The following is a 20,385-nucleotide window of genomic DNA, read 5'->3' as shown; positions in this document are numbered from 1 at the left end:
TTTGCAGGAACGGGCTTGAAGCTCTCGCGCCGGGCGTCGTGGCGCGGTTGCCCCGCCGCCTGAAACTTCGCCGCATCGCGCGATTATTCCTCCGATCACGCGACAAAAATCGCCACATTCAGACCTTTCCAAAACCGGCCCGGCGGCAGTAGTGTGCGCGCCATTATTCAATGGACTATCAAGGTGCCAGCAATGACCGCGACGTCGACCTCTCCTGAAATCACAATCGAATTCCACAAGTCTCCCGTCTCCGACGCCGACCGCATCAAGGCACTGGAAACACCCGGCTTCGGCAAGATCTTCACCGATCACATGGTGCTGGCGCGCTGGACCGCCGACAAGGGCTGGCACGACGCGAAGGTGACGCCGCGCCGCCCGCTGGAGCTCGATCCGGCCAGCGCCGTGCTGCACTACGCCCAGGAAATCTTCGAAGGCATGAAGGCCTACAAGGCCGATGACGGCCGCATCCTGCTCTTCCGTCCGGAAGAAAACGCCCGCCGCTTCGCGCAGTCGGCAGCCCGCATGGCAATGCCCGAAGTGCCGGAAGACCTCTTCCTGAAGGCGGTCGAAGCGCTGGTGCGCGTCGACAAGAACTGGATTCCCGCAGGCGACGCCAGCCTCTACCTGCGCCCCTTCATGTTCGCCAACGAGGCCTTCCTCGGCGTTCGCCCGGCCCAGGAATATATCTTCTGCATCATCGCCTCTCCGGTCGGCGCCTATTTCAAGGGCGGCGCCAAGGCCGTTTCCCTCTGGGTCGAGACCACCTACACCCGCGCAGCCGCCGGCGGCACCGGTGCTGCCAAATGCGGCGGCAATTATGCCGCAAGCCTCGTGGCACAGGCGGAAGCCGCCAAGAAGGATTGCGACCAGGTCGTCTTCCTCGATGCCGCGGAACATCGCTGGGTCGAAGAACTCGGCGGCATGAACGTCTTCTTCGTCATGAACGACGGAACGGTCGTCACCCCGCCGCTCGGCGGCACGATCCTGCCGGGCATCACCCGCGCCTCGGTCATCGTGCTGGCCGAAGAAAAGGGCTTGCGTGTCGAACAGCGCCCCTATTCCTTCGAGGAATGGCAGGCTGATGCGGCCAGCGGCAAGCTGGTCGAAGCCTTCGCCTGCGGCACCGCCGCAGTGCTCGCCGGCATCGGCCTCGTCCGCCACGCCGGCGGCGAGTTCAAGGTCGGCGACGGCCAGACCGGCAAGCTGACCACGGACCTGCGCCAGCAGCTCGTCAGCCTGCAGAAGGGTGTGACGAACGACGAGCGCGGCTGGACGCGCCGCGTTCTGTGATTTGACATTTCGGATGCGACAGAATGGAAACCGGGCAAAGTGCCCGGTTTTTTCATGCCCGAACCAATCGCCTGGCCTCGAGAATGGTTCGCCATTGACCGGCCCGGCACGAATTCTTACTATCTGCCGATCGATGGAGGAAGGTAAGAATGGCAAGGGCAACCCTCTCCGCAAAATTCCAGATCTCCATTCCCAAGGAAGTGCGCGAACAGCAGCACTGGTCCGCCGGACAGGAATTCGTCTTCATACCCAAGGGAAAAGGCGTGCTCCTCATCCCTGTCCCTGAACTGACAGATCTCAAGGGCATGGCCAAAGGCGCGGACCCAAGCGACTACCGCGACCGGAAAGACCGGCTTTGATGCGTGTCGTCGACAGCTCCGCCTGGATCGAATGGCTGACCCAGGGTCCCGCTGCCGAACGCCTGCAGGCCGAGATGCCCGACCGAGCCAACTGCATCGTCCCCACTATCGTCCAGCTCGAACTCGCCAAGTGGCTGGAACGCGAACACGGCGAAGAAGCCGTCGATTCCTTCTTCGCCTATACCACCACCTGCGTCGTCGTCGCTCTCAACACGACGCTTGCCCGCCGCGCCGCCGAAGTCTCCGCGAAGCGCAAACTCGCCCTCGCGGACGCCATTATCTATGCGACCGCCGAACTACACGATGCCGACGTGCTGACACTCGACGCCCATTTCAAACGCCTGGAGCGCGTGGTCTATCTCGAGAAGAACCCATGACAACCTCCTTCTACGACGACAATGCCGAGGCCTACGCCACGCGCGACCGGAAACCACCAACGGCAAGGCTCGACGCCTTCCTCGCCGCCCTTCCCGAAGAGGCGCGCATTCTCGAACTCGGCTGCGGCGGCGGACAGGACTGCGCCTACATGCTGTCCAGGGGTTTCGACGTCACGCCGACAGACGGCTCGGCCGAGCTTGCCCGGCAGGCCGAGAAGCTGGTCGGCAGGCCGGTGAAGGTCATGCGCTTCGAGGAGCTTGCCGCGCGCGAGGAATTTGACGGGATCTGGGCCGAGGCAAGCCTGCTGCATGTGCCCCGCACCGATCTTCCCGCCATCCTCGCCCTCATCCGCAACGCCTTGAAGAAAGGCGGCATCTTCCACGCAAGCTTCAAGGCCGGCACCGCCGAAGGCCATGACGGTTTCGGGCGTTATTACAACTATCCTTCGAGCGAATGGCTGCAGGAACTGCTCGTTGCCGGCGGCTGGAGAAACGTCACCATCAACGAAGCCGATGGCGGCGGTTATGACAAAAAGCCGACCCGCTGGCTGCATCTTGCCGCTCGTAAATGAAAAAGCCGGAGCTTTCGCGGCAACCTACACCACCACGATGATTAAGCCAGCCGCACTATCCCAGGGGCTCTTCAACGCTCCAAGGCAACCGCCGCAATTCTTCGATTTCATCCAGCAGACGGTCGATCTGCCATTGCTCTCCTGCAGGTATCGCCTCCACCAATTCGATCACTGCGTTTTCGACAGTGGTGCCGGTCACCCAATCAAGGACAAAACGGCGTTTTTCGGCTGCGATATCCTCCCAGAAACCGTTGCCTCGGTAGAGACCCTTTAGATCGGCGCGGGCAAGCTGCAGAAATGCATTCGGAGTCGGCTGCCGTACCCACAGGCCGAGGCAGGACTCAAATTGAAGATCGAGCCTTGCCATCGCCAATATCCAATCCCAGGCCGACGGATCGAAATCTGGGTCCTGCAGTCTCTTGAAGGCCCAAGCCGCATAGACAACATTCGCGACCGCCGTCTGTTCGGCAACAGGCCACTGCTTCCAATCGCTTAGGGCAAGTTTTGAAGCGATAGCAGGCGGTTCGAAGCCGTAGGAGCCGGGAGAAATGACGGACAGATGAAGGATTCGGGGCAGGAAATGCTTGAATTCATCAGCCGAACCTACCGTGGTCATCGCACTTGCCGCGTATGGTCCGAGCGCTTCGGCGCTCAGCTCCCGCAGGGGCGCCGATTTCAGGTCGGAGAGAATTTTCTCTGGGTCGCGCAGAGGCGAAGCATCCAGCGACTGCGGAAACGGATAGTTCTGAAACGCTGAATAGAGAGACCAGAGCCCCTCTTCCAGATCCTGCCTCGCAGACCTCACAATTGCTTCAAACACATCAACCCCAGCGAAGTCCATCCTCAGACGGACACTCCAATAGCAAAAAAGGCCGGAGTTTTCGCCCCGGCCTCCCGTAATCACGTCGTCAAAACCGCTTAGTTGACCGACTTGTCAACCAGCTCGTTCCTGCCGATTCCCCGCATCGCCGCAGGCGTGCAGCAAAGAGATGACGGGGGTCGGCAAGCCGCTTAGTTGACCGACTTGTCGACCAGCTTGTTCTTGCCGATCCACGGCATCATGCCGCGCAGCTTGGCGCCGACCTCTTCGATCTGGTGGGCGTCGTTGACGCGGCGGATACCCTTGAAGCGGGCCGCGCCCGACTTGTATTCCTGCATCCATTCGGAGGTGAACTTGCCGGTCTGGATGTCCTTGAGGACGCGCTTCATCTCGGCCTTGGTCTCGGCGGTGATGATGCGCGGACCGGAAACGTATTCGCCCCACTCGGCCGTGTTCGAGATCGAGTAGTTCATGTTGGCGATGCCGCCTTCATAGATCAGGTCGACGATCAGCTTCACTTCGTGCAGGCATTCGAAATAGGCCATTTCCGGAGCGTAACCGGCTTCGGTCAGCGTTTCGAAACCGGCGCGGATGAGCTCGACGAGACCGCCGCAGAGAACGACCTGTTCGCCGAAGAGGTCGGTTTCGCACTCTTCGCGGAAGTTGGTTTCGATGATGCCCGAACGGCCGCCGCCGACGCCGCAGGCGTAGGAGAGAGCGAGCTCAAGCGCGTTGCCGGACGCGTTCTGGTGAACGGCAACGAGGCAGGGAACGCCGCCGCCCTTCTGGTATTCGCCGCGAACCGTGTGACCCGGACCCTTCGGGGCGATCATGACGACATCGACCGAAGCCTTCGGCTCGATGAGGCCGAAATGCACGTTGAGGCCGTGGGCGAAGGCGATCGCTGCGCCGTCGCGGATGTTCGGGGCGATGTCGGCCTTGTAGATATCGGCCTGCAACTCGTCCGGGGTTGCCATCATCATCAGGTCGGCCCAGGCGGCAGCTTCGGCAACCGTCTTGACCTGGAAGCCGTCGGCTTCGGCCTTCTTGACGGTCGGCGAACCGGCCTTGAGCGCGATGACGACGTTCTGGGCGCCGGAATCCTTGAGGTTCAGCGCGTGAGCGCGACCCTGCGAACCGTAGCCGATGACGGCGACCTTCTTCGACTTGATGAGGTTGAGATCGGCATCACGATCGTAATAGACGCGCATTGAAATTCCTTCCCTTTTGCTTGTCTTGTTCACTTCAGAAAACGGGTCAGCCGAGGATCGGCATCTCCGCCAGAACCTTGTCCGTGCCGTAGAGGCGCAGGAAGGCGGTCACCGCCTTCTCCGCCTGACGCGCGGTATCCTTGAGGCCGGGCTCGCCGAGCAGCATGCGCACATGCAGGTCGGAAACGATGAGGCCGTAAAGCGTGTGATAGGCCTCGTCCGCATCGTGGAAACGCAGCAGCCCTGCCCTTTTTCCCGCGTCGATCAGCGCCATGGCACGGCGGTCGATCTGCCGGCGGCCGCGCTCCAGCAGCAGCTTGCCGAGCTTGGAGCCGTCGCGATGCGCCTCATGTGCGCTGGCATGGCCGATCGCCAGCCGGTTCAGCGCCAGCGACACGTCGCCGGCCAGAACCTCCAGCAGGTCGCGCGCGAAGATGACGAGATGGTCGTGCAGGCTCGTATAGGTCAGCCGCTCGCCGCTGCGCTCGAAGGTGCGCACCTTGCTTGCCTGATAGGCGATCATCGCCGACAGCAGGCCGTCACGGTCGCCGAACCACTTGTAGAGGCTCTCCTTGGAGCAATTCGCGGCGCGCGCGACGCCCGAAGTCGTCAGCGCCTTCTCCCCGCCATCGACGAGAAGCTGCAGCGCCTGCTCCAGAACGGCGTTCTGGCGTGGCGAAAACTCGCTCGGCTCTGCGACATCGACTGACACGGTCTCAACTCCCCATTTACGTACCGTACGGTACGGTTCGTGGCGTTTATGCGCCAGATCGCAGGCTCCCGTCAAGAAGCATCCTGAGATTTTTTCATCTCATATGAAACAGCGGAATTCGGCTGTTCGAAGGCGGGCGGATAGGCCAGCATCGCCAGCAAGGAGAATCGCCCATGAAGAAATCCGCGCTCGCCGCCGCCCTGTCGCTTGCCCTCGCCTTTCCGGCGCTTGCCTTTCCGGCCCTTGCCGCCGAGACGCGCTGCGGCTGGATCCAGAACCCGACGCCTGCCAACTGGTGGCTGGACGACGCGCAGAACACCTGGACGATCATGACGCAGGGAAGCGGCGACGAGCCCGAGGGCATGGACCTGATACCCGATATTTCCGAGCACGATTATGTGCGCACCAACGGCAATTACGGCTATGCCTGCGCCTGCATGAGCGTCGAGACGGACGGCAGGGAGCGCATCACGCGCATCCTCTCCTTCCGCCAGCTGCCGCTTGCGAAATGCCGCAGCGACAAGGCCCTGAAATTTCCCGGCTGATTATTCCGCCGCAATCGCGTCCCGCGCGCCGTCCACGTCGCGCGCCGGCGAGGCGCCGTAGAGGCGGCTATATTCGCGGCTGAACTGCGACGGGCTCTGGTAGCCGACGCGGTGGCCGGCCGTGCCCGCATCCAGCCGCTCCACCAGCATCAGCCGGCGCGCCTCGTGCAGGCGAAGCTGCTTCTGATACTGCATCGGCGTCATCGCGGTCACCGACTTGAAGTGATGGTGGAAGGAGGACACGCTCATGTTGACATGGTCGGCCAGTTCCTCGATGCGCAGCGGCCGGGCGAAATTCTCCTTCAGCCAGGCCACCGCCCGCGCGATCCTGTTGCTGTGGCTGTCGGCGGTGGCGATATTGATCAGCCGCTCCCCGTCGGGGCCGGTCAGGATCCGGTAGAGGATTTCCTGCTCGATCAGCGGCGCCATGGCCGGAATGTCTTTCGGACGATCGAGCAAGCGCAGGAGCCGCACGGCAGCATCCAGAAGCTCCGGCGGCGCGACGTTGACGGTCATGCCGCGCTGCCCGTCCGTATGGGCGGCGGGGCGCGGAATGTCGATGCGGCTCAGGAGTTCCAGCAGCTTTTCGGAATCGATCGCCAGCCCGAGACAGAGATGCGGCACCTCGGGGCTTGCCTCGGCGATGCGCCAGGCGACCGGCAGATCGAGCGAGGTCAGAAGATAGTCGCCGGTGCCGTAGCTGATTGTCTCCTCCCCGAGGCGAAGGCTCTTGGCGCCTTGCAGGACAAAGGCAAAGCAGGGCTTGTAGCTGCTGTGCAGCGGATCGCTGGGATTGGAGCGACGGCTGATGTGAAGATTGCCGATCGATGTCCGGAACTCGCCGTCGCCGGGCGCAAAGCGCATCGCGATATCGACGATTTCCCGGTATGGATTGAAAGGCAATGTCATGCGGCAACTCTTTCTGTCTGGCGTCAGCGATACCGCCTTTATTTAGAGGCGCTTTTCCGTTTCGCAAACAGGCGCCCGGCTCACATTTGCAGGATCGTGCAAAAAGCTGAGAGTATCGCTCTAACGCTGCGGCAGCGTTCGGCGCAATAGTCCGGCCATCCACTCGCCTCCCCAACTCCCACACATCGAAAAGGATGGTTCCCATGCCTATCGCTAGAGGCTACGCCGCGACTGACGCTTCCAAGCCGCTGACGCCCTTCACCTTCGAGCGCCGCAATCCGAACCCGGATGACGTCGTCATCGAAATCAAGTTTGCCGGCATCTGCCATTCGGACATCCACACCGTCCGCAACGAGTGGAAGAACGCCGTCTACCCCATCGTTCCGGGCCATGAAATCGCCGGCATCGTCACGGCTGTCGGTTCCGAAGTGACCAAGTTCAAGGTCGGCGACCGCGTCGGCGTCGGCTGCTTCGTCGATTCCTGCGTCGGCTGCGCCACCCGCGATCTCGACCGCGAACAGTACATGCCGGGTCTCGTCGGCACCTACAACGAGTTCGAAGCCGATGGCGTCACCCGCACCCAGGGCGGCTATTCCGACTCGATCGTCGTCAAGGAAGGTTACGTCATGTCCATCCCGGACAACCTTCCGCTCGACGCTTCCGCGCCCCTGCTCTGCGCCGGCATCACGCTCTATTCGCCGCTGCGCCACTGGAATGCCGGCCCCGGCAAGAAGGTCGCGATCGTCGGCATGGGCGGCCTCGGCCATATGGGCGTCAAGCTCGGTGCGGCCATGGGTGCCGAGATCACCGTGCTCTCGCAGACGCTCTCCAAGAAGGAAGACGGCCTGAAGCTCGGCGCCAAGGAATATTACGCCACCAACGACCCGGAAACCTTCACGAAGCTGCGCGGCGCCTTCGACCTCGTCATCTGCACCGTCAGCGCCGAGATCGACTGGAATGCCTATCTCGGCCTCGTGAAGGTGGACGGCGCCTTCGTGGTGGTCGGCGTTCCCGAAAACCCGATCCCGGTCCACGCCTTCTCGCTGGTTCCCGGCCGCAAGAGCATTTCCGGCTCGATGATCGGCTCGATCAAGGAAACCCAGGAAATGCTCGATTTCTGCGGCAAGCACAACATCGTCGCCGAGATCGAGACGATCAACATCCAGCAGGTCAACGAAGCCTATGAGCGCGTGCTGAAGAGCGACGTGCGCTACCGCTTCGTCATCGACATCGCCTCGCTGGCGGCCTGACGGAACAGGAAGGCGGCTTTCGGGCCGCCTTTTTCATGTATGGATAGGGCCCTGACGGCGACGGCGTCGTCAGCGCCGTTGACCGGCGCGGCCGAATAGGGGCGCCCACGCATTCTCGTGAGGGCTGCAGCGCGGGGCGGATCACTACCCGCTCCCCGCAGATAGCGAAATCGCCGAAGTGTATCCGGCACGCCCGACAAGTAACCAGCTGGATAAATATCCTGTTTGCGACTCAATATGTCGCTGAGACATATTTTGGCACATCGAAGCCAATGTATGTTCACAAAACTTCATAAAGCAGTTCATAATATACGGATGGAACCAAAGTATCCGTAGCAGCATCCGGCTCCGTTCGCGCGGCAGGCCGTCGATTTCGCATATCTGCACTTGAGGAAAACCGATGCCCGGAACGACGATCTGCGCGTCCGTCGTTCTTTTACTTTCCGGCGTGGCCTGCGGGGACATTGCCGCAACAGGCGCGACACCTGATGAAAAAGGGGACTTCATCATGAACATCTCGAAAAGCACCGGCGGCTTGATGCTTGCCTTGGCCATGCTGGCCGCCGCCGCAGGCTCCGGCCATGCGGATGTCGCGAAGATCGGCATCCTCTCCTGCGACGTCTCGAAGGGCGTCGGAGAGATCCTGAGCCGCAAGCAATCGCTCAATTGCCAGTTCAAACCCGATGGCGGACAGCCCGAAAATTATGCCGGCAGCATCGATGAATACGGCATCGAACTCGGCAAGGTCGATCAGGGCCATCTGATCTGGGCGGTCGCATCGGCAATGCGCGGCGTCCCGAAAGGCGCCCTTGCCGGCAAATATGTCGGCATCGGCGCGGGCGCATCCGTGGGGGTCGGTGTCGGGGCCAACGCGCTCGTCGGCGGCAACAACCGGTCGTTTTCGCTGCAGCCGCTTTCCGTTGACGGCCAAACCGGCCTCAACATCGCAACCGGCGTGCTCCAAGTCACCCTGACCGCCGCCAGATAGCAACCGGGACGTCAATCTCATCCGCCATGGCGGGCGAAACGGCGGCTCCCGGCCCTTGCCTTCGATAAACGGCACACTGTCAATCCAGCAAGGATGTCATCGATGATACCAACGCAAAGATTCAGCCTGCTTCTGGCAGGCACGCTCGCATTGCTCGGCGGCAACGCTCTCGCGCAGGATGCAGCCGTCAGGCCGCATATTCCCCTCGAAAAGACCATCGGCGAGGTGAGCCGGCAGGGGCCGGCGGCATCGTTGCTGGTCGTGAACGCGGATGGCGCAAGGCTTGAAGGCAACACGCTGACCCTGACCGGCGTATCCGCCAACGCCATCATCTTCGCCAATCGCCCTGTGCGGGCAGCGGGCCATCTGGCCACCGCCGAACTCGTCAGGCAGTGGGCCGAAGGTCCCGACAGTTTCGACAAGGATCCGCCGAACGCCACCATCTCCGTTCTCGGCGGCGGTTCCAGCATCGCGGATGCCGTCGTCACGCTGAAGTCTCCGAAACTCGACGGCACGACGCTGACGTTCGACGTGTCGGTGCTGGAAGGCAGCCTTGCCGGCGCATCCGGACCGGCCGCCGTCTTCATCGATCATTGGCACGGCTGGAACAATGCCGGCTGGTACGGCATGGGGCTTGCGACGGGCGCCGCCCTGGGCCTGGCCGCGACGCGACGCCCCGCCTATGCGGTGCCGGCCTATCCGCCGCCCTATTATCCGCCGGTCGCGGCAAACCCCTGCCCTCCCGGCTATTGGCTTGGCCCCTGGGGACATTGCCGCGACACGCCCTATCACGGGCGCCTGCCGAACGGCGAATGGCAGTAAGGGCGCGGATGGGGGCCGGAACGCTGCCGGGCAAAGGCCCTGCAGCGGCGTCTGCATCTAGCCGTCGTCGCGCATCGTCTCGCGCTGGGTGATCAGCCGGGCGCTGTGCTGGCCGCTCATATAGATCCAGAGCCAGTTCCAGGCGACGGCGAAGCGCGAGCGCGTGCCGATCAGGAAGTAGATATGGGCAAGGCCCCAGATCCACCAGGCGAGCCAGCCCTTGAGCTTGAAACGGCCGAAATCGATGATCGCCGCGCTCTTGCCGATCGTCGCCAGGCTGCCCTGATGCCAGTATCTGAACGGCCCCGGCGCCGGCTTGCCGGAGATACGGGCGCGGATCACCTTCGCCGCGTAAGCGCCCTGCTGCTTGGCGGCCGGCGCGATGCCCGGCACCGGCTTGCCGCTCTCCTGGGTGACGGAAGCCGTATCGCCGATCACGAAGACATCGGGCAGGCCGGGCGCCGTCAGATCCTTTTCGACGATGGCGCGCTCTGCCCGGTCGGCAGCCACGCCCAGCCAGCGCGCCGCATGCGATGCCTGCACGCCCGCTGCCCAGACGATGGTCCGGCTCGCAATGAACCTGTCGCCGACCGTCACGCCGTCGGCCGTGCATTGCGTCACCGGCGTTCCCGTCAGCACCTCGACGCCGAGCTTTTCCAGCGCCTTCTGCGCATAGGCCGAAAGCGCCTCGGCAAAGGCCGGCAGCACGCGCGGACCTGCCTCGATCAGCACGACGCGGGTCTTGCGCGTGTCGATATTGCGGAATTCCTTGGGCAGCGTGAAATGCGCAAGCTCGGCGATAATGCCGGCAAGCTCGACACCGGTCGGGCCGGCGCCGACGATGGAGAAGGTCAAGAGCGCGTCGCGCACGGCCGGATCGCTTTCCACTTCCGCCCGCTCGAAGGCAAGCAGCACGCGCCGGCGGATCGTCGTCGCGTCCTCCAGCGTCTTCAGGCCGGGCGCCACCGGCTCCCATTCGTCATGGCCGAAATAGGCGTGCGTGGCCCCCGTCGCCAGAACCAGCGTATCGTAATTCAGCACCATGCCGCTGCGCAGCGAAACGGTCTTGGCTTGCGCATCGACGCCGTTGACCTCGCCAAGCAGCGTCGTCACCTCGGGCCGGTCGGCATAGAGATGGCGGATCGGCCAGGCGATCTCCGAGGTGGAAAGGATGGTCGTTGCCACCTGATAGAGAAGCGGCTGGAAGAGATGGTGGTTGCGCCGGTCGACGAGCGTGATCTTCACGCCCGCCCCTTTCAACCCCTTGACGAGCTGCAGCCCGCCGAAACCGCCGCCGACAACGACGACATGATGTTCGCTCATGACCCACCCCTTTCGCGCCATTTCGCTGCGTCAAATGTCGCCTTTCGCAGGCAGGATTCAACCGCCGTTTCGGCATAGCACCCCACAATGTCAGGCATAGGAAACGGGAATGGACAGACCCTGTTTCAAAAGCTCCATGGAAATCGAGGCCGAGACGTCGAAAAGCTCGATCTTGCGCACGATCCGCTTGTAGATGACGTCGTAATGCTCGACGCGCGGCAGCACGATCTTCAGGATATAGTCGTAATTGCCCGTCAGCCGGTGCGCCTCGACGATTTCGGGAATATCGCTGATCGCCCGCCGAAAACTCTCGGTCCACTCGTCGGAATGATGCGCGGTCTTGACGAGCGCAAAGACGGTCGTCGGCACGCCCATGCGCTCGCGGTCGAGCACGACGATGCGCCGGGCGATATATCCGGTCTCCTCCAGCCGCTGGATGCGCCGCGAGCAGGCCGAGACGGAGAGCGCCACCTGTTCTGCAAGGTCGGTCACGGAGATGCCTGCATCCTCCTGCAGGATATCCAGAATCCGCCTGTCGCGATCGTCGATCATGTCCAGCCTGCGCCGAATTTTTGCGAGAAATAGAAAACCTATGCAATCCAATAGCACATTTTGACAGGAAAGCACAAATAACGCAAACACATTGCGCCCGATCTGCGGCATCATTCCCGCATTCGAAACTGTCAGGGGGGAGCGACCATCCATGAAAACCATCGGCCTGATCGGCGGCATGAGCTTTGAAAGCTCGGCGGTCTACTATCGTCTCATCAACGAAATGGTGCGCGAGCGGCTGGGCGGCCTCGCCTCTGCCGAGCTCACCATGCATTCGGTGAATTTCGAGGAGATCGTTGCCCTGCAGAAGGCCGGCGCCTGGGATATGGCTGCCTCGCGCCTTGGCGATGTCGCGCTGCGCCTGCAGATTTCCGGCGCCCATTGCATGCTGATCTGCACCAACACCATGCACCTGATCGCGCCCGAGGTTGCCGCCCGCATTTCCGTGCCGCTGATCCACATCATCGACGAAACGGCAAGGACCATCCATGAGGCCGGCTGCAAGCGCCCGCTTCTGCTCGCCACGCGCTACACGATGGAACACGGCTTCTATGCCGACCGCATGAAGAGCCTCGACCTCGAGATCATGGTGCCGGAAGCGGCCGACCGCACGACCGTTCACGACATCATCTTCAGCGAACTCTGCGCCGGCAAGGTGCTCGACAGTTCGCGCCAGAAACTCATGGCCGTGATCGAGCGCGCCCGTGAAAAGGGCGCGGACAGCATCATTCTCGGCTGCACCGAGATCTGCCTGATCCTCGATCCCGATCGCCTTCCCCTGCCCGGCTTCGACACGACCGCGATCCATGCCCACGCCGCCGTCGATTTCGCGCTGGAGGGAGAATTGACCAAGGTCAAGGAAGATGCAGCCTGAGTCATCAATTTAGTTGACTCAGTCAATCAAAAACGACAGAGTCTCGTTAGAACGCCATGCGTCCATTCTGACGCATGGCGTTCTAACTCTTTGAATCTGCGCATCAGGCTTACCGAAAATCGAAACCGATTCTCGGGCCGATGCTGTAGGAGACCCCGCCGTGACCGATCCTGCCCTCATCGAATCCGCCCGAGAATTCAACCGCTTCTACACGAACTTCCTCGGCCTGTTGAACAAGGCCTATCTCGATACGCCGTTTACGCTGACGGACGCGCGCGTGCTCTTCGAGATCGGCGCTCATGATGGCGTCAATGCCGGCGCGCTCGCCCGCGACCTGCAGCTCGACCCGGCCTATCTGAGCCGCATCCTCAAGCGCTTCCGCGAAGAAGAGCTTATCGAAGCCAGACCCGACCCCGCCGACCAGCGCAGCCAGATCCTCACTGTCACCGGCAAGGGACGCAGTCAGTTCGAGGAATTCGGCCACCGCGCCAATGCCCAGATCGCCGCCCGCTTCGACACGCTTGCCGATGGCGAACCGGAAGCCGCCGTCGATGCCATGCGCACGATCCGGGCGATCCTCGATCCGCAGGCAAAACCGGCGGCCGCCATCATCCGCCCGCATCGGGCCGGCGATATCGGCTGGATCGTCCAGAGCCAGGGCCGCTTCTATGCCGAGGAATACGGCTGGGATCTGCGCTTCGAGGGGCTGGTCGCCGAAGTTGCCGGAAAATTCCTCGCCAATTTCGACCCCGCGATGGAATATTGCTGGATCGCCGAGCGCGGCGGCATCAATCTCGGCTCGGTGCTGATCACCAATGGCGGCGACGGCATCGCCAAGCTCCGCCTTCTCTATGTCGACAAGGCCGCCCGCGGTCTCGGCCTCGGCAAACAGCTGGTCGACGAATGCATCGCCTTTTCCCGCCGCAAGGGATACAGGCAGATCTCGCTCTGGACCAACGACTTCCTCCACACCGCCCGCGCCATCTATCAGAAGGCCGGCTTCCGGCTTGTCTCCGAAGAGAGACATCGCATGTTCGGGCCGGAAGCCAACGGCCAGACCTGGGTGCTCGATCTCTGATCTTGCGGCGACGCAGAAATTTTACTTGATTTGGAAACGGTCATTCCCTAATTAGGCGCCATGACCGTTGACGCCCTGACACCCGATGCAAAGACCCGCAGCCGCGGCCGCCCGCGCGAGTTCGATATGGACGCCGCCCTCGATGCGGCGTTGCGCGTCTTTTCCGAGCGCGGCTACCACGCCGCCTCGATCAGCGAGCTGACCGAGGCCATGGGCCTTGCCTCCGGCAGCGTCTACAAGGCCTTCAAGGACAAGAGCGGCATCTTCCTTGCCGCCTTCAAGCGCTATCGCCAGCTCGGCCGCGGCCGGCTGGAAGCAAGGGTCGCCGCCGCCGCGACCGGCCGCGACAAGGTCTTCCAGATGGTGATGTATTACGCCGAACTGTCCCATGGCGAGGCCGGCCTCAAGGGCTGTCTCGTCGTCGGCGGCGCAAACGATCTCTCGCTGTTGGACGAAGAAGCCGCGGCACATGTGGCCGCCGCCTTTTCCGCCGACGAAAAGCTGATGGCCGATCTCATCCGCATCGGCCAGGCCGACGGCACGATCCCGTCGACAGTGGATGCCGATGCCGCCGCCCTTACCTTTCTCTGCCTGACCAAGGGCCTGCGCGTCATCGGGAGGACGGGACGCGGCGAGAAGGAGATGATCGCTGCGGCCGAGGCGGCCATGCGGCTCGTGACCTGACGCGCGAGATACCGTCATCCGGTCAGGGATCGGGCGGCGGCAGACGAATATTTGCATTCAATCCTCCCAATCATTGCCCTCTGGAGTTTCCGATGAGCGTTTCAGCCACCACGCCGGATACGGCCTTGCCCCGCGCCCTGTCCCCCTGGCTAACCTTCCTTTTTGCAGCCTCCTGCGGCTTCGTCGCCGCCAATCTCTATTACGGCCAGCCGCTGGCAGGCCCGATCAGCACCGATCTCGGCTTCACGCCGGCCGCAACCGGCCTCATCGTCACGCTGACGCAGATCGGCTATGGCCTCGGCCTGCTGCTGCTCGTGCCGCTGGCCGACCTCTTCGAAAACCGCCGCCTCATCCTGACGCTGATCGCGGCCTCCGCGCTGGCGCTGATCGGCGCCGCCTTCTCCTCGACGCCGGGCATGTTCCTGACAGCCTCGCTCTGCATCGGCCTCGCCTCGGTCGCAGCCCAGGTTCTCGTCCCCTTCGCCGCCAGCATGGCGCCGGATGCGACGCGCGGCCAGGTCGTCGGCAATGTCATGAGCGGCCTGCTCTGCGGCATCATGCTCGCCCGCCCCTTCGCAAGCCTCGTTGCCCAGGCCTCGTCCTGGCACATGGTCTATTACGTCACCGCCGCCGTCATGATCGCGCTCGGCATCGTGCTGCGCGCCAACCTGCCGGTCCGCGTCCCCCACACGAAGCTGCGTTACGGTGAACTGCTGGCCTCGATGGGCCATCTGGCGCTGAACTCGCGCGTGCTGCAGCGCCGCGCCCTCTATCAGGCCGGCATGTTCGGCGCTTTCAGCCTGTTCTGGACGACGGCGCCGCTGCTGCTCGCTAGCCCCGCCTTCGGCATGTCGCAGAACGGCATCGCGCTGTTTGCCCTTGCCGGTGCTGCCGGCGCCGTGGCCTCGCCGATCGCCGGCCGCCTCGCCGACCGCGGCATGACGAAGGTCGCCTCCACGCTTGCCATGCTGCTCGCCATGGGCTCCTTCCTCGTCAGCCATTTCGCCACCGACGGCTCGCTGACGGCGCTCGTTCTCCTGACGGCCGCCGCGATCCTGCTCGATTTCGGCGTGACCACCAACCTCGTCTGCGGCCAGCGCGCCATCTACGGGCTCAGCCCGGAACATCGCGGCCGCCTGAACGGCCTCTTCATGGCAACCTTCTTCACCGGCGGCGCCATCGGCTCCGCGCTCGGCGGCTGGGCCTATGCGACCGGCGGCTGGACGATGGCGGCCTGGATCGGCTTCTGCTTCCCGGCCCTCGCCTTCCTGTTCTTCCTGACGGAAGGCCGCGAGAAGTAACGCGCTCGGGATCAGGCGGCGTCCCGCCCGCCTGATCCTCTTCCCCGCTCCGCCCTATTGCTCCACGTCGAAACGCAGCCGCGCGGCACGAACCTCGTCATGGTTGGCTTCCGCCCAGTTCAGAAGCTGCGACAGAACCGTGTAGAGCGAGCGGCCGAGATCGGTCATCCGGTATTCCACGCTCGGCGGCTTCGTCGGGAAAACCTCGCGCTCGATATAGCCGTCCCGCTGCAGGTCGCGCAGCGATTGCGTCAGCATGCGCTGGGAAATATCCGGGATCATCCGGCGCAATTCGCCGAAACGGTAGGGCTGCTTGGCAAGCGCTTCGAGAAGCAGCGTCGACCATTTGCCGCCGATCTGCTGCAGCACGTCCCGCACCGGGCAATTGGTAAAATCCAGGCTCGCAAGGTCGATCTCGCGCCGCGCGCCCTGCGCTCTCGCTTTCAGAGTGACGATGGTTCCGGCCATAAGCTGGTTCCTTTTTGGTAACGAACTCCCGAAAAACTGCCTTCTTTACAGCCCCAGGTCAATTCCTATTTTAGCGTTAGTCTCTTTTTGAGACCACCTATCAACGCTAGAGGAAACCATGAGCGAAACCATTCTCGTCACCGGCGCCGCAGGCCAGCTCGGTCAGCGTGTCATTCATCACCTGATCGAAAGCTACAGGGTCGCCCCGGCAAACATCATTGCCGCAACCCGCAGCCCGGAGAAGCTCGCCACGCTCGCCGCCATTGGCGTCGTGACCCGCAAGGCGGATTTTGACGATGCCGCCGGTCTCGAAGCCGCCTTTGCCGGCGTCGATCGCCTGCTCGTCATCAGCACGGATGCGCTCGATACGCCCGGCAAGCGCCTGGCCCAGCACAAGGCTGCCGTTGCCGCTGCCGTCAAGGCCAGAGTGAAACACATCACCTACACGTCCATGCCCTCGCCCGACGATTCGCTCGTCACCTTCGCGCCCGACCATCTCGGCACCGAAAACGCCATCAGGGAAAGCGGCATCCCCTACACGATCGTGCGCGACGCCTGGTATCACGACAACTACCTGCACAGCATGCCGCACAATCTGCAGGCCGGAAAATGGTTCACCTCGGCCGGCGACGGCAAGATCTCGACCATCTCGCGTGACGATTGCGCGCTCGCCATCGCCTCGGTGCTGGCAGCGGGCATCTCCGCCAGCGCCACCTACACGCTGACCGGCAAGCGGTCGCTGACGCCGAAGGAAATCGCCGCAATCGCCACCGAAGCCACCGGCAAGCCGCTCGAAGTCATCACCGTGACCGACGAGCAGCTCGGTCAGGGCATTCGCGGCGCCGGCCTGCCGGGCTTCGTCGCCGACATGCTGGTTTCGGCCGACGCCAATACGCGCGCCGGCAAGTTCGATATCGTCACCGACGATTTCGCCAGGCTGACCGGAAAGCAGCCGCAGTCGCTCAAGGATTATTTCGTCGCCAACAAGGCAGCACTCACCGCCTGAGCCTGCCGGAAGGCCCGCCCTCGCATCCACCGCGGGCGGGCCGTCTTTCAGATCTTCTGGCCGCAGGCCCGGCAGAAGCGGCGCACCGTTTCCGCCATGCCATATTCCAGCGCATCGGCCGTCAGCCCGTGGCCGATCGAAACTTCGGCGAGATCGGGAATGCGCTTCACCAGCGCCGGCAGGTTTGCCACCGTCAGGTCATGGCCGCCATTGACGGCAAGGCCGAGCGCGAGCGCGGCATCGGCCGTCCTGCCGAGCCCTTCGAGGATCGGCGCCGCCCTTTCCGGCGCGTCGTAGCAGCCGCCATAGGGGCCGGTATAGAGTTCGATCCGGTCGGCCCCGGTCGCCTTTGCGGCCTTCACAGCCTCCGCATCGCCGTCGCCGTCGGCAAAGAGCGAGACGCGAAATCCCATCTTCTTCAGCCGTCCCACGACATCGGTCAGAAACGCCTGATGCTTGCGGAAATCCCAGCCGTGATCCGAGGTCGCCTGCGAGGGATCGTCGGGCACCAGCGTCACCTGCTCCGGCTGGGCCTTGGCGCATAGCTCCAGGAATTCCTCGGTCGGATAGCCCTCGATATTGAATTCGGCATCCGGAAACTCGTCGTCGATCAGGTTGCGGATGACAGGCAGGTCGGAAAAGCGGATATGGCGCTGGTCCGGCCGCGGATGCACCGTCAGGCCCGAAGCGCCGGCGGCAAGCGCGATGCGCCCGAGCCCTTCCACGCTTGGCCAGGGCAGGTCGCGGCGGTTGCGCAGCATGGCAATGGCATTGAGGTTCACGGAGAGTTTGGCGGGCATGGCGCTATCCGGTCAGAGGTGGAGACTCGCCCCGCTTTTAAGCCAAGCGGCCCGCCAAGGCCAATGAGATTCGCAGATGCGTTCATGCCGGCCGGTGATGGCCCGCCCGCATCATCTTCCGGCGTCATGCGCGTACCGCAGATAGTAATTCCCGTTCCGCCGGAAGCTCATTCACCGGTAGCGGCAAACCATATGGTAGCTTTGTACCACATATCGCCAGCAAGAGGTGGATCGGGCCGCCCGAACATTGCTATCCCATTTAAAAACGGTTATTTTTAGCACTTACAAAAAAGACCGCCCGCGCATAAGCTGGGCGCTGCGTAACGAGTAAGTACGCCGAGTACTGCTTCTCCCAACGATAAGAACGCTTGAGGAAACCCCACTCGCCGCGCTCCGGAAGCAACTGGCAAACCGCATGAGGTGCAACTCTATGCCCCAGGAGGGTTCATGCCAGACGGTTCCAGACGTTTGTTTGCTGCCGCCGGTATCGCTTCGGAGGCCCGGTCGAAATACCGGTTCCTGCCTTCGGCCGCTTTGCCGCCGGATCTCCCGCAAGGTCCCGTTCCCATTGCCGACATGGCCAATGCTTTCGGCGTCACGCACAGGACTTTGCATTTCTATGAAGAAAAAGGCCTGATTTCCGCAAACCGCATCGGCCTGATGCGCGTCTACGATCAGGATGACGTCATGCGCATGGCGGTCATCACCGTCTGCCGCGAAACCGGCATGCCGATCGCCGTCATCCAGGAATTGATGGATGTGCTGCGCAGCGCCGCCTCCCAGGAAGAGGCCGAATCGATCTTCCGCGAGGCCCTGTCCCAGCGCAAGCGCGAGCTGACGGCCGAAATGTCGACGCTGCACCGCCAGCTTCAGCAGGTCAGCGACCTGCTCGATTACGACACCAGCCTCGACCTGCCGCCGATCAACGACAACAGGGACCGGGCAAGCCTGACCGATCAGGAGCGCCAGTGCCTGGAACTGATGGCCGAGGGCTATTCGACGCCGCGCATTGCCCGCGCCCTTGACCTCAAGCATGAGGAAGCGCGCGCGCTCGAAGCCGATATCATTCTGAAATTCCACGCCAACAACCGCTTCCAGGCAATCGCCAAGGCGGTCCTGCACGGCATCGTGCAGGCCTGATTCCCCATCCCGGCTGCGGCCGCCACCGCATGCCCCACGGCAGCGAAAGCCGGATATCAGCGCACGATGGTCAGCGTCTCGGCCGCGCGGGTGATCGCGGTGTAGAGCCAGCGCTCGCGCGTATCGCGAAAGGCCCAGCTTTCGTCGAACAGCACGACATTGTTCCACTGCGAGCCCTGCGCCTTGTGCACCGTCAGCGCATAGCCGTAGTCGAATTCGTCATAGCGCTTGCGCGTGTTCCAGGGGATCTCGCCTTCGACATTCTCGAAGGCCTGCTTGAGCAGCTTGATCTTCGCCGCGCCGCGATCCATGTCGTCGTCCTCGGGGCGGACCAGCAGGTTGATGCCGGGCTTCGTCGTTTCCTTCGACGAGGTCATCACCTGCCACAGCGAGCCGTTGAGCAGGCCCTTGGCCGGGTCGTTGCGCAGGCAGACCAGCTTGTCGCCGGTCTGCGGGTGTTCGGTCGTAAAGCCCTTCAGTTCACGCAGGCGCTGGTTATAGCGCCGCCGCGTCTTGTTGGTGCCGACAAGCACCTGGTCGGCGTCGAGCACCAACGGCTGCGTCACCTCGTTCTTCGAGATCACCTGCGCCTTGCCGTAGTCGCCATGCATGATCTCCCTGCCCTCGCGCACCTGCATGGCGAGCTGGATGATCGGGTTGTCGCGCGCCTGCCGGTGAATGTCGGTCAGCAGGTAGTCCGGCTCCTGGTTGGTGAAGAAGCCGCCGCCCGTCACCGGCGGCAGCTGGCCGGGATCGCCGAGCACCAGGATCGGCGTGCCGAAGCTCATCAGGTCCTTGCCCAGCGCCTCGTCCACCATCGAACATTCGTCGACGATGATGAGCGCCGCCTTGGCGACCGGGCTCTGGCGGTTGATGGAAAACATCGGCGCGATCGAGGTCTTGCCGGTTTCCTCGTCCTCCACCTCTTCCTCGCCGCGCGGCCGGTAGATCAGCGAATGGATGGTCTTGGCGTTCGATGCCCCGCGCGAGCGCAGCACCTGCGCCGCCTTGCCGGTAAAGGCCGCAAACAGCACGTCGCCATCCACATGCTCGGCAAAATGCTTCGCAAGCGTCGTCTTGCCCGTGCCGGCATAGCCGAACAGCCGAAAGAGCGGCGACCTGCCCTCCTTCAGCCAGTTCGAAACGGCCTTCAGGGCTTCATCCTGTTGCGGGGCGAATTGCATGGAAGCGACTTGGCAGGATTCGCCTCCCATAGGCAAGGCGGAAATTCCCGTCGGCGGCGCAAGCTCCGCGATCGCCGCCCAGAGCGTCCGCGCCGGCTGCGCAATACGGCAAGACTTGCA

Annotated in this window: 24 protein-coding genes; 14 read left to right on the top strand and 10 right to left on the bottom strand. The window is 63.1% G+C overall.

Going from position 1 to position 20,385, the window contains the following annotated elements:
* Positions 1–192: 192 nt before the first annotated feature.
* From ACU8HS_RS17265 to ACU8HS_RS17250, 4 genes are all read left to right on the top strand, one after another.
* Positions 193–1,290: a branched-chain amino acid aminotransferase gene (locus ACU8HS_RS17265; protein WP_112757278.1), complete on the top strand. Its 1,098-nt coding sequence runs from the start codon at positions 193–195 to the stop codon at positions 1,288–1,290.
* Between the two features lie 149 nt (positions 1,291–1,439).
* Complete coding sequence (locus ACU8HS_RS17260) at positions 1,440–1,649, top strand: AbrB/MazE/SpoVT family DNA-binding domain-containing protein (RefSeq protein ID WP_112703239.1); 210 nt, start codon at positions 1,440–1,442, stop codon at positions 1,647–1,649.
* Positions 1,649–2,026 carry a type II toxin-antitoxin system VapC family toxin gene (locus ACU8HS_RS17255; RefSeq protein WP_112757280.1) on the top strand — a complete coding sequence of 126 codons (378 nt, stop codon included), beginning with the start codon at positions 1,649–1,651 and terminating at the stop codon, positions 2,024–2,026. The genes ACU8HS_RS17260 and ACU8HS_RS17255 overlap by 1 nt, the downstream gene beginning before the upstream one ends.
* Entirely contained in the window at positions 2,023–2,598 is a 576-nt protein-coding gene (locus tag ACU8HS_RS17250) for a class I SAM-dependent methyltransferase (RefSeq protein WP_112757282.1), read from the top strand. Before ACU8HS_RS17255 ends, ACU8HS_RS17250 begins: the two co-directional genes overlap by 4 nt.
* Before the next feature lie 55 nt (positions 2,599–2,653).
* On the opposite strand, the gene ACU8HS_RS17245 is transcribed toward ACU8HS_RS17250, so the two are convergent.
* The 3 genes from ACU8HS_RS17245 to ACU8HS_RS17235 form a co-directional block, all read right to left on the bottom strand.
* A complete protein-coding gene (locus tag ACU8HS_RS17245) occupies positions 2,654–3,439 on the bottom strand; it encodes a hypothetical protein (protein WP_447014764.1) in 786 nt (261 codons plus the stop codon).
* Positions 3,440–3,609: 170 nt separating this feature from the next.
* Positions 3,610–4,629, bottom strand: a complete 1,020-nt coding sequence (ilvC, locus tag ACU8HS_RS17240) for a ketol-acid reductoisomerase (protein ID WP_112569583.1) — start codon at positions 4,627–4,629, stop codon at positions 3,610–3,612.
* Positions 4,630–4,675: 46 nt separating this feature from the next.
* A complete protein-coding gene (locus ACU8HS_RS17235; protein ID WP_112569581.1) occupies positions 4,676–5,341 on the bottom strand; it encodes a TetR/AcrR family transcriptional regulator C-terminal domain-containing protein in 666 nt (221 codons plus the stop codon).
* Positions 5,342–5,514: 173 nt separating this feature from the next.
* On the opposite strand from ACU8HS_RS17235, the gene ACU8HS_RS17230 reads away from it, so the two are divergent.
* A complete protein-coding gene (locus ACU8HS_RS17230; RefSeq protein WP_447014763.1) occupies positions 5,515–5,886 on the top strand; it encodes a DUF4087 domain-containing protein in 372 nt (123 codons plus the stop codon).
* Here ACU8HS_RS17230 and ACU8HS_RS17225 read toward each other — a convergent pair whose 3' ends face one another.
* Positions 5,887–6,795 (bottom strand): AraC family transcriptional regulator, encoded by a 909-nt coding sequence (locus tag ACU8HS_RS17225; RefSeq protein ID WP_112569577.1) that lies wholly within the window; start codon positions 6,793–6,795, stop codon positions 5,887–5,889.
* 203 nt (positions 6,796–6,998) lie between these two features.
* Between ACU8HS_RS17225 and ACU8HS_RS17220 the strand changes: the two genes are divergently transcribed.
* A complete protein-coding gene (locus ACU8HS_RS17220) occupies positions 6,999–8,045 on the top strand; it encodes an NAD(P)-dependent alcohol dehydrogenase (protein ID WP_112569787.1) in 1,047 nt (348 codons plus the stop codon).
* A gap of 144 nt (positions 8,046–8,189) precedes the next feature.
* On the opposite strand, the gene ACU8HS_RS17215 is transcribed toward ACU8HS_RS17220, so the two are convergent.
* The gene (locus ACU8HS_RS17215) at positions 8,190–8,555 is read right to left on the bottom strand and encodes a hypothetical protein (protein WP_447014762.1); all 366 of its coding nucleotides are present in this window, start codon (positions 8,553–8,555) and stop codon (positions 8,190–8,192) included.
* On the opposite strand from ACU8HS_RS17215, the gene ACU8HS_RS17210 reads away from it, so the two are divergent.
* Both ACU8HS_RS17210 and ACU8HS_RS17205 read left to right on the top strand, forming a co-directional pair.
* Positions 8,554–9,033 carry a DUF992 domain-containing protein gene (locus ACU8HS_RS17210; protein ID WP_112569575.1) on the top strand — a complete coding sequence of 160 codons (480 nt, stop codon included), beginning with the start codon at positions 8,554–8,556 and terminating at the stop codon, positions 9,031–9,033. The genes ACU8HS_RS17215 and ACU8HS_RS17210 overlap by 2 nt on opposite strands.
* 102 nt (positions 9,034–9,135) lie before the next feature.
* A complete protein-coding gene (locus ACU8HS_RS17205) occupies positions 9,136–9,855 on the top strand; it encodes a hypothetical protein (protein ID WP_447014761.1) in 720 nt (239 codons plus the stop codon).
* A 57-nt stretch (positions 9,856–9,912) separates the two neighbouring features.
* On the opposite strand, the gene ACU8HS_RS17200 is transcribed toward ACU8HS_RS17205, so the two are convergent.
* Together ACU8HS_RS17200 and ACU8HS_RS17195 are read right to left on the bottom strand one after the other, a co-directional pair.
* Positions 9,913–11,178, bottom strand: coding sequence for an NAD(P)/FAD-dependent oxidoreductase (locus tag ACU8HS_RS17200; protein WP_447014760.1), 1,266 nt, complete (start codon positions 11,176–11,178; stop codon positions 9,913–9,915).
* A gap of 90 nt (positions 11,179–11,268) precedes the next feature.
* Positions 11,269–11,730: an Lrp/AsnC family transcriptional regulator gene (locus ACU8HS_RS17195; protein WP_112569569.1), complete on the bottom strand. Its 462-nt coding sequence runs from the start codon at positions 11,728–11,730 to the stop codon at positions 11,269–11,271.
* 151 nt (positions 11,731–11,881) lie between these two features.
* Between ACU8HS_RS17195 and ACU8HS_RS17190 the strand changes: the two genes are divergently transcribed.
* From ACU8HS_RS17190 to ACU8HS_RS17175, 4 genes are all read left to right on the top strand, one after another.
* Positions 11,882–12,604, top strand: coding sequence for an aspartate/glutamate racemase family protein (locus tag ACU8HS_RS17190; protein WP_447014759.1), 723 nt, complete (start codon positions 11,882–11,884; stop codon positions 12,602–12,604).
* Between the two features lie 160 nt (positions 12,605–12,764).
* Complete coding sequence (locus tag ACU8HS_RS17185) at positions 12,765–13,682, top strand: bifunctional helix-turn-helix transcriptional regulator/GNAT family N-acetyltransferase (RefSeq protein WP_112753356.1); 918 nt, start codon at positions 12,765–12,767, stop codon at positions 13,680–13,682.
* A 60-nt stretch (positions 13,683–13,742) separates the two neighbouring features.
* A complete protein-coding gene (locus tag ACU8HS_RS17180) occupies positions 13,743–14,366 on the top strand; it encodes a TetR/AcrR family transcriptional regulator (protein WP_447014758.1) in 624 nt (207 codons plus the stop codon).
* A 92-nt stretch (positions 14,367–14,458) separates the two neighbouring features.
* Positions 14,459–15,667: an MFS transporter gene (locus ACU8HS_RS17175; protein ID WP_112703229.1), complete on the top strand. Its 1,209-nt coding sequence runs from the start codon at positions 14,459–14,461 to the stop codon at positions 15,665–15,667.
* 54 nt (positions 15,668–15,721) lie between these two features.
* On the opposite strand, the gene ACU8HS_RS17170 is transcribed toward ACU8HS_RS17175, so the two are convergent.
* Positions 15,722–16,135, bottom strand: coding sequence for a winged helix-turn-helix transcriptional regulator (locus ACU8HS_RS17170; RefSeq protein WP_112703228.1), 414 nt, complete (start codon positions 16,133–16,135; stop codon positions 15,722–15,724).
* A gap of 118 nt (positions 16,136–16,253) precedes the next feature.
* On the opposite strand from ACU8HS_RS17170, the gene ACU8HS_RS17165 reads away from it, so the two are divergent.
* Positions 16,254–17,141 (top strand): SDR family oxidoreductase, encoded by an 888-nt coding sequence (locus ACU8HS_RS17165; protein ID WP_447014757.1) that lies wholly within the window; start codon positions 16,254–16,256, stop codon positions 17,139–17,141.
* Between the two features lie 47 nt (positions 17,142–17,188).
* On the opposite strand, the gene ACU8HS_RS17160 is transcribed toward ACU8HS_RS17165, so the two are convergent.
* Entirely contained in the window at positions 17,189–17,941 is a 753-nt protein-coding gene (locus ACU8HS_RS17160; protein ID WP_112703226.1) for a pyridoxine 5'-phosphate synthase, read from the bottom strand.
* A gap of 447 nt (positions 17,942–18,388) precedes the next feature.
* Between ACU8HS_RS17160 and ACU8HS_RS17155 the strand changes: the two genes are divergently transcribed.
* Positions 18,389–19,081, top strand: a complete 693-nt coding sequence (locus ACU8HS_RS17155; protein ID WP_112569553.1) for a MerR family transcriptional regulator — start codon at positions 18,389–18,391, stop codon at positions 19,079–19,081.
* A 56-nt stretch (positions 19,082–19,137) separates the two neighbouring features.
* On the opposite strand, the gene ACU8HS_RS17150 is transcribed toward ACU8HS_RS17155, so the two are convergent.
* On the bottom strand, positions 19,138–20,265 hold the full coding sequence (locus ACU8HS_RS17150) for an ATP-dependent DNA helicase (RefSeq protein ID WP_112569550.1): 1,128 nt from the start codon (positions 20,263–20,265) through the stop codon (positions 19,138–19,140).
* Positions 20,266–20,385: the final 120 nt, after the last annotated feature.

This window comes from Rhizobium sp. KDH_Rht_773_N (assembly GCF_052946295.1).
Note: the sequence above shows the minus strand (reverse complement) of the source record. Positions and strands in the feature narration are given on the sequence as shown.